The sequence below is a fragment of the Neisseria sp. genome (assembly GCF_030523955.1).
Classification (GTDB): Bacteria; Pseudomonadota; Gammaproteobacteria; order Burkholderiales; family Neisseriaceae; genus Neisseria.
The window spans coordinates 21,218-27,787 of the sequence record NZ_JAUNHL010000039.1; the positions used below are offsets into that span (position 1 = coordinate 21,218).

General features: G+C 50.7%; 6 protein-coding genes. All 6 read left to right on the plus strand.

The features are described from left to right. Positions 1-254 precede the first annotated feature (254 nt). The 6 genes from Q4C79_RS09035 to Q4C79_RS09060 all read left to right on the plus strand — a co-directional run bounded on the left by Q4C79_RS09035 (position 255) and on the right by Q4C79_RS09060 (position 6,328). Positions 255-944: a GntR family transcriptional regulator gene (locus Q4C79_RS09035; RefSeq protein ID WP_303090695.1), complete on the plus strand. Its 690-nt coding sequence runs from the start codon at positions 255-257 to the stop codon at positions 942-944. Positions 945-1,003: 59 nt separating this feature from the next. Beyond that, entirely contained in the window at positions 1,004-2,329 is a 1,326-nt protein-coding gene (locus Q4C79_RS09040; protein WP_303090696.1) for an FAD-binding oxidoreductase, read from the plus strand. Between the two features lie 151 nt (positions 2,330-2,480). Then, positions 2,481-3,812: an MFS transporter gene (locus tag Q4C79_RS09045; RefSeq protein WP_303090697.1), complete on the plus strand. Its 1,332-nt coding sequence runs from the start codon at positions 2,481-2,483 to the stop codon at positions 3,810-3,812. A 29-nt stretch (positions 3,813-3,841) separates the two neighbouring features. Continuing rightward, positions 3,842-4,750 (plus strand): dihydrodipicolinate synthase family protein, encoded by a 909-nt coding sequence (locus tag Q4C79_RS09050; RefSeq protein WP_303090698.1) that lies wholly within the window; start codon positions 3,842-3,844, stop codon positions 4,748-4,750. A gap of 442 nt (positions 4,751-5,192) precedes the next feature. After that, positions 5,193-5,990: a phenylalanine 4-monooxygenase gene (phhA, locus tag Q4C79_RS09055; RefSeq protein ID WP_303090699.1), complete on the plus strand. Its 798-nt coding sequence runs from the start codon at positions 5,193-5,195 to the stop codon at positions 5,988-5,990. Then, the gene (locus Q4C79_RS09060) at positions 5,987-6,328 is read left to right on the plus strand and encodes a 4a-hydroxytetrahydrobiopterin dehydratase (protein WP_303090700.1); all 342 of its coding nucleotides are present in this window, start codon (positions 5,987-5,989) and stop codon (positions 6,326-6,328) included. Before phhA ends, Q4C79_RS09060 begins: the two co-directional genes overlap by 4 nt. The last annotated feature ends 242 nt before the right edge of the window (positions 6,329-6,570 follow it).

The following is a 6,570-nucleotide window of genomic DNA, read 5'->3' on the forward strand; positions in this document are numbered from 1 at the left end:
CGATAGAGCAAACCTTGCACTTCCTCAGCCAAAAATCAATAAAATTCCTTTTATTATCAACATATAATAATCAACTCCCCAAAATTATCTTGACTGTATATTTTTTATATTTTAAAAATATACAAACTTTATACAATAAAAATAAAACAATAAATATTTCGTCTGCAAACCAATTTCAAGGCTTTCCGAAAGTGTAATAATGTTAAACTGCGCCCGCTGGGATCAGCAGTATCGTTATTTCAGGAAACCCTTATATGACCTCGCCAATCGATAAGAAAGAAAGCCTTCGCCTTGCCTTATGCAGCAAGATTATCAGCATGGAATATTTACCCGGAGCGGTAATCGATGAAGTGGAATTGGAAGCGCAATTCGGCATTTCCCGTTCGCCCATTCGGGAAATCATCCGGCAGTTGGCGGCCGAAGGTTACATTGAATTGGAACAAAACCGTTCGCCGCGCGTTGCGCCGATGAGCTATTCATCGCTCAGGATGTTTTTTCAGGCTGCGCCTTTGATTTACATTGCCACCACCAAACTGGCCGCCCTCAATGCCGATGCGGAAGACGTACGCGTATTACGGGCCATCCAAAGCGAATTCCGAGCCGCCATGGATAGCGGAAACACCAAAGCCAGAATGTTGCTGAACAACCAACTGCATCTGCAAATCGGGCAAATTGCCCGAAACATTTACTTGATGCCCAGCTTAAAGCGCCTGCTGATTGACCATGCGCGCTTGGGGATGACTTTTTACCGCTCCGGCGCTCAAGAGCATAACCAAGAAGACAGTTTGGCCGCGGCCGATCAGCACGATTGGATTATCGATGCGATAGAACAACACGACAGCGAACGCGCCGGCCAACTGGTTCAAGAACACTGGGCCTTGTCGAAAAAAAGAATGATGGATTTTGTCGTACCTGAAAATCTGGATGTTCCGATACAGTTTTGATATCACAAGGCATCTCCGGTTTTCAGCCATATTACTTCTGTCTACAACCGGAGCATGCCATGCAAAAAGTTGCCCACACGCCTCATGATGACGAGCGTTGCGGTTGGTTTCATACCAGCCGGCAACGTACCCCCAAACCCGCTCACAGCGGTTCCAGCCATGCCCGTTGGGTGATTGTCGGCGCCGGCTATACCGGCTTGGCCGCCGCACGCCGCTTGGCCCTGCATTATCCGGATGATGAAATCGTGCTGCTGGAAGCGCAAGAAATCGGCTTCGGAACGGCCGGGCGCAATGCAGGCTTTGCCATTGATTTGCCTCACGACATCAGCGCCGAAGACTACATCGGCGATATTGATATAGCCAAAACTACCTTAAAACTCAACCAATTGGGACAATCCATTTTGCGCAGTGCGGTAGAAGAATACGGAATCGACTGTCACATGCGCCCTTCCGGCAAATATCAGGCCGCCGTTGCCGACAAAGGTATTAAAGTATTGGAGGCTTATCGCCGCGGCTTGGATAAACTCGGGCAGTCCTATGAAATGATTTCGGGTGCCGAGCTACCGGAACATATCGGCACCTCTTTTTACAGACAGGCATTGTTCACCCCGGGCACGATGTTGCTGCAACCTTCTGCTTTGGTCAAAGGCCTGGCCGATACTCTGCCCCCAAACGTCAGCCTGTACGAGCATACGGCGGTTACCGGTTTCGAATATGGCAACAAGGTGTTGCTTACCCATGCCAACGGCCGTATCAGCGCCGATAATTTACTGCTCACCAACAATGCTTTCGGCATGCATTTCGGTTTCCTGCAACACACCATGCTGCCGGTATTTCTGTATGCCAGCTTGAGCCGGCCGCTCACCGAAGCCGAGCAGCAACGCTTGGGCGGGCAGCCGTTTTGGGGCGTGATTCCTGCCGACCCTTACGGCAGCACGGTCAGACGTACCCATGACAACCGTATCCTGATTCGCAACAGTTTCAGTTTCAATTCGAATGGCCAACCCAAACGCCATTGTCTGCAAAAATTTCTTCCGCGGCACCAGCAATCTTTCCGCCGCCGCTTCCCGATGTTGCCCGAAGTATCGCTTGAATACACTTGGAGCGGCTCTCTGGCACTTTCCCGTAATCACGAAGGCTTTTTCGGCCGGCTCGCGCCCAATATTTACGGCGCGCTGTGCTGTAACGGCTTAGGCATCACCCGCGGTACCGTAACCGGTACTTTGCTGGCCGATTGGATTGCCGGCAAGCGCGATCATGCCGATTTGATTGACTTCCTGCTCGCCTCGCCCGGCCCGAACAAGCTCCCCCCCGAGCCGTTTCTGTCTATCGGCGTCAATACCACCCTATGGTGGGGACAGCGGCAAGCCGGAATCGAAGCCTGAACTTTCCCATTTAATCCTCTGTTGAACGGTTCCGTTTCAGACATCTGAAAAATTGAACCGATGCGGTTACCTCACCGGGTACCCGAGGATTTTTGCAACTAAAAAAACATAAAAACAATTAATTGTTCTTTGAAATTAAAGGAGAAACCAAATGAACAACCCTGTACTTTCGATTGAAGACGTACCCATCAACCGCTTCCACCAACTACTAACCGTACGTTCCGGCGGCGGTTGGTTATTGGACGGATACATTTTAAGCATCCTCGGCGTGGCTTTGGTGCCGTTTTCATCGGAGCTTGGCTTGGATAGCTTTTGGGAGGGCCTGATTGCCGCAGCGGCATTAATCGGTATTTTTTTCGGCGGGTTTATCGGCGGTGCGGCAACCAATCATTTTGGCAGGAAAAAATTATATTTCGTGGGGCCGATTATTTTCATTCTCTGCTCCATCGGGCAATTTTGGGCGGAATCGGCGCTCACCTTATTTATCTGCCGCTTTTTCATCGGCATCGGCGTCGGATTCGAATACCCGGTTGCAGGCTCCATTTTGGTGGAATACCTGCCCGCAAAATCGCGCGGGCCGCGTTTGGCGGCACTAACCATTTTGTGGTTTACCGGCGCGGCCTTGGCTTACATTGCCGGCAATCTGATTCTGAACTATGGCGGCGATGATGCTTGGCGCTGGGTGCTGCTCAGCCCTGCCTTTATCGGCTTGGTGTTGCTGATCATCCGCTTGGGCACGCCCGAATCGCCCCGTTGGCTGCTCAGCAAAGGCCGCAAAGAAGAAGCACAACGCGTGATCAAACAGGTTTACGGCCCTCAATTCGGCTTGCAAAACCTGCCTGAACAACCGCCGCAACAGAATGCCTCGTTGGCACAGTTGCTAAAAGCAGGCTACGGCGCGCGGATGGCATTTGTTTCCTTGTTTTGGATGTGTTCGGTGATTCCGGTATTTGCCGTTTATGCGTTTGCACCCCGCGTTTTGCAAGCGATGAACCTGACCGGTACCGCGGCTGCATACGGTTCGGTCGCCATCACCGTTTTATTCGTTATCGGTTGCGCCGTGGCCACTTGGATTATCGATATCATCGGCCGCCGGCCGATGGTGATCCACAGTTTTTTGTGGTCTGGTTTGGCTTTATTGTGTTTGGGATTTTTTTCCGATGCCAACGAGTATCTGGTACTGGTGTTATTCGGGCTGTATGCGCTCTTTATCGGTGGCGCACAAGTTTTGCAATTGGTTTATCCCAATGAAATTTTTCCCACCGAAATCCGTTCCATCGGCGTGGGCGTCGGCGCATCTTTATCCCGCATCGGCGCAGCGGTGGGTACTTGGGTCGTACCGATTGCCTTGGAGTCGATCGGTATCGGCTACACCATGATTGGTGCCGCTATCGTTACTTTTATCGGTTTGTTTGTATCCGTCGCATTAGCGCCTGAAACCCGCGGCATGAGTTTGGAACAGGCTGCATCTTTGAAACGTTAATTTTCTAAATTGCTAAAAAGGAAAGCATCATGAAATTCGAAGGCATTTACACCCCCGCTATTACACCTTTGCAAGACAACGGCAACATCGACTTCGCCGCATTTGCCGAAGTATTGGAATATCTGATCGATGCCAAGGTACACGGCATCATTATCGGCGGCTCCACCGGCGAATATTATGCCCACTCCTTATCCGAGCGGATTGAATTGATTAAAAAAGCAAAAGACGTTATCGGCGGCAAGCTGCCTTTAGTGGTCGGCACCGGATCGATTCGCACCGAAGAGTCGGTAGAACTGGCCAAGGCCGCCAAAGCGGTTGGTGCCGATGCGGTTTTGATCGGTACGCCGCCCTATGCCTTGCCCGACGAAGAAGAAAATGCCCGCCACGCCTTGGCCGTAGACCGCGCCGCTGATTTGCCGGTGATGCTGTACAACTATCCGGGGCGCATGAACATGACCATGGGCGAACATTTTTTCCAAACGGTAACGACTCATTCGAAAAACTTTGTCGCCATCAAAGAAAGCAGCGGTTCCACCATGCAGCTGCATCTGTTGGCCTGCCGCTTTCCCGATATCCAGCTTTCCTGCGGCTGGGACGATATGGCGCTGGAGTTTTTTGCTTGGGGAGCGACCAGCTGGGTATGCGCCGGCTCCAATTTCCTGCCGCAAGAACATATCGCTTTATATGAAGCCTGCGTATTGGAAAAAGATTTTGATAAAGGCCGCCGCATCATGCAAGCGATGATGCCTTTAATGGACTTCTTGGAAGCCGCCGGAAAATTCGTACAATCCATCAAATACGGCTGCCAACTTGCCGGTTTGGTCACCGGCGGAGTGCGCTTGCCGCTGCTTGCGCTGAACGAACAGCAACAAGAAGAACTCGCGCAAATCATTAAAACCTTGAAACATGAAACCAGCCTGATTACCGGTCAAGCATAAAACCGAGAGGAGTGATCACTTGAGTCATTTATTAACGCGGCAAGCATACCGCGAAATTGCCGATAAGGTTTGGTTTTCCCCACCCAAGCGTATAGTGTAGATGCCGCCTGAAACCCATGTAGGTCGGGCATTCATGCCCGACGCAGGCAACTTATGGTTTCAGACGGCCGGAACCGCCAATGCCTGTCTGAAACCTTTTCAGACAGGCATATTAATCGCTAAGCCGCCATAAAACCCGGAACCTTAAATGTTCTTCTCCAGCCACCTCTCAAAAACCATTGCACATCTTAAATATTAATGCCAAAATAAATAAAAATACATAACATATATATCATTAAAAAATAAATAAATAAAATATAAAACAATATAAATTAAAAATAGAGCATTTAAATTCCAAATAAAATGCCGTTAAAACACAAAATCTACTACGGAGCAATACACGATGGCTACCACTTATCTGGCTCGTGAAGCAAATGCCCAAGGCATCATCGAATATCCTCCGCCGGAACATCAAACCTGGCATGATTTGATTGTCCGCCAGCAAGCCGCCCTGCCCGGCCGCGCTTGCCAAGAATATCTGGACGGCTTGGCCAAATTGCAGCTGCCGCTGAACCGCATTCCGCAACTGGGCGAAATAGACAGCGTATTGCAACAAACCACCGGCTGGCGCACCACCGCCGTTCCCGCACTGATCTCGTTCGGCCGCTTTTTCGGGCTTTTGGCCGACAAAGCCTTTCCAGTCGCCACCTTTATCCGCCGCCGGGAAGATTTCGACTATATTCAAGAGCCGGATATTTTCCATGAAATCGCCGGCCATTGCCCGCTGCTCACCCATCCTGCTTTTGCCGCTTTCAACGAAACCTACGGCAAACTCGGCTTAACCGCCGATAAAACCGAGCGAACCTTTCTGGCACGCCTCTATTGGTTTACCGTCGAATTCGGTTTGGTCGGCCGCCAAGCCCAAGAGCGGCGCATTTACGGCGGCGGCATTTTAAGCTCGCCCGCCGAAACCGAATATGCCTTAAGCGGTAAGCCCGAATACCGCGAATTCAATATCGCCGACGTGTTGCGCACCCCCTACCGCATCGACCGCATCCAACCGATTTATTACGTCATCGACAGCATAGACACCCTATTCGAACTGGCGCACACCGATATCATGAGCGCCGTACGCCGCGCCATGTCGCAAGGTCTGTACCCACCGCACCCCAGCTTAACCCACACAGGAGAACAGCCATGAACGAATTATCCCGGCAACACTGCGAAGCCTGCCGCGCCGACGCCCCCAAAGTGAGCGATAGCGAGCTGGCCGAACTGATGCACCAAATTCCCGACTGGCAACCGGTAACGGAAAACGGCGTGTTGCAACTCAAGCGCGAATTCAAATTCAAAAACTTCAAACAAGCCATGGCTTTCAGCAACCGGCTAGCCGATTTGGCCGAAGCCGAAGGGCACCATCCGGCCATACTCACCGAATGGGGCAAAGTAACCGTGAACTGGTGGTCGCACAGCATTAAAGGCTTGCACCGCAACGATTTTATTATGGCGGCCAAAACCGATGCCTTGCTGGAAACCTAAACACATTCTCGATATAACGGATTTAATTATAGTGACTTAAATTCAGAATAGGACAAGGCGTCGAGCCGCAGACAGCAGTTAAAGATGCACCAAAACAAATGCCTGTCTGAAAATATTTTCAGACAGGCATTTGCTCTTTCTGCCAAACCTTTGCAAAACTCGAAAAGTATTAAGCAGATCTAATTAGCTTTCGATACAAGGCAGCAAGCCGCAGACAGTACACACGTACGGAACCGATTCTG

Bases quoted from the DNA above. Each gene is read 5' to 3' on its own strand.
- Q4C79_RS09050 (WP_303090698.1), top strand. From the start codon at position 3,842: ATGAAATTCGAAGGCATTTACACCCCCGCTATTACACCTTTGCAAGAC.
- Q4C79_RS09060 (WP_303090700.1), top strand. From the start codon at position 5,987: ATGAACGAATTATCCCGGCAACACTGCGAAGCCTGCCGCGCCGACGCC.
- Q4C79_RS09045 (WP_303090697.1), top strand. From the start codon at position 2,481: ATGAACAACCCTGTACTTTCGATTGAAGACGTACCCATCAACCGCTTC.
- phhA (WP_303090699.1), top strand. From the start codon at position 5,193: ATGGCTACCACTTATCTGGCTCGTGAAGCAAATGCCCAAGGCATCATC.
- Q4C79_RS09035 (WP_303090695.1), top strand. From the start codon at position 255: ATGACCTCGCCAATCGATAAGAAAGAAAGCCTTCGCCTTGCCTTATGC.
- Q4C79_RS09040 (WP_303090696.1), top strand. From the start codon at position 1,004: ATGCAAAAAGTTGCCCACACGCCTCATGATGACGAGCGTTGCGGTTGG.